The organism is Synechocystis sp. LEGE 06083, assembly GCF_015207725.1.
GTDB classification, from domain to species: Bacteria; Cyanobacteriota; Cyanobacteriia; order Cyanobacteriales; family Microcystaceae; genus Synechocystis; species Synechocystis salina.
The window spans coordinates 1-1,035 of sequence record NZ_JADEWJ010000472.1; the positions used below are offsets into that span (position 1 = coordinate 1).

General features: G+C 49.3%; 1 protein-coding gene. It reads left to right on the top strand.

What is annotated here, in order from left to right; all coding sequences use genetic code 11:
* Positions 1-13: 13 nt before the first annotated feature.
* A partial coding sequence (locus IQ219_RS19825; RefSeq protein WP_194073766.1) for an IS256 family transposase occupies positions 14-1,035 on the top strand: 1,022 nt, incomplete at its 3' end.

A 1,035-nucleotide genomic window follows, 5' to 3' on the forward strand; every position in this document is an offset into this window, starting at 1 on the left:
CAAGGAGGCAATGATGGCAAGGAAGAAAAAAGAGGATACCGTAGCCGATAAATTAATGGATGAACTGTTAAAGGATTATTCAACCCCGGAAGAAATCCTGGGGGAGAACGGTCTGCTCAAGCAGTTAGGTAAACGGCTGATAGAACGGGCACTAAAGGGAGAGCTAAGCTACTATCTGGAGCAAAATGAGGAAGAGTCAAATAGCCGTAATGGCTATTCTGACAAGACAATCCAGAGTGCCCAGGGGGAAATGACCATTAACGTACCCAGGGACCGAAAAAGTAACTTTGAGCCAATACTAGTGCCGAAACGAGAAAAAAGAATCCAGGGACTAGATGAAAAAATCCTTGGGTTATATGCCCGTGGCATGAGCACTCGCGATATCCAAGAACAAATCGAGGAACTCTACGGAGTAAAAATATCGGCCGGGTTGGTGAGCCAGATAACGGCGGAGGTAAAGGAAGACATCAGGGAATGGCAGAATCGCCCGCTCGAAGCCGTTTATCCCATCGTCTGGCTAGACGGACTGCGGGTGAACATACGCCATGAAGGGCGGGTCTCCATCCATGTACTCCACGTCGCCATGGGGGTAAACATTGAGGGACACAAAGAGGTTCTGGGGTTATGGCTATCGGAAGGAGGAGAGGGGGCTAAATTTTGGCTCTCGGTGCTCAACGAAATTCGTAACCGTGGGGTTCAGGAGATGTTCATCACTTGCATTGATGGACTCAAGGGCTTCCCTGAAGCTGTTGCCGCAGTCTTTCGGGAGGCGAAAGTACAACGCTGTATTGTCCATCTGCTCAGGAACAGTCTCAATTATGTTTCCTACAAAGACCGCAAGGAGGTGGCAGCTTCCCTCAAGACTATTTACCAATCTGCCACCGTCCCCCAGGCAGAACATGCCCTGACGGAGTTTGCCCAGAAATGGGACCAGCGTTACCCTGCCATCAGTCAGCTCTGGTTCCATACCTGGGAGTTCATTATCCCGTTTTTTGATTATCCACCGGATATCAGGAGGGTAATTTATACCACTAA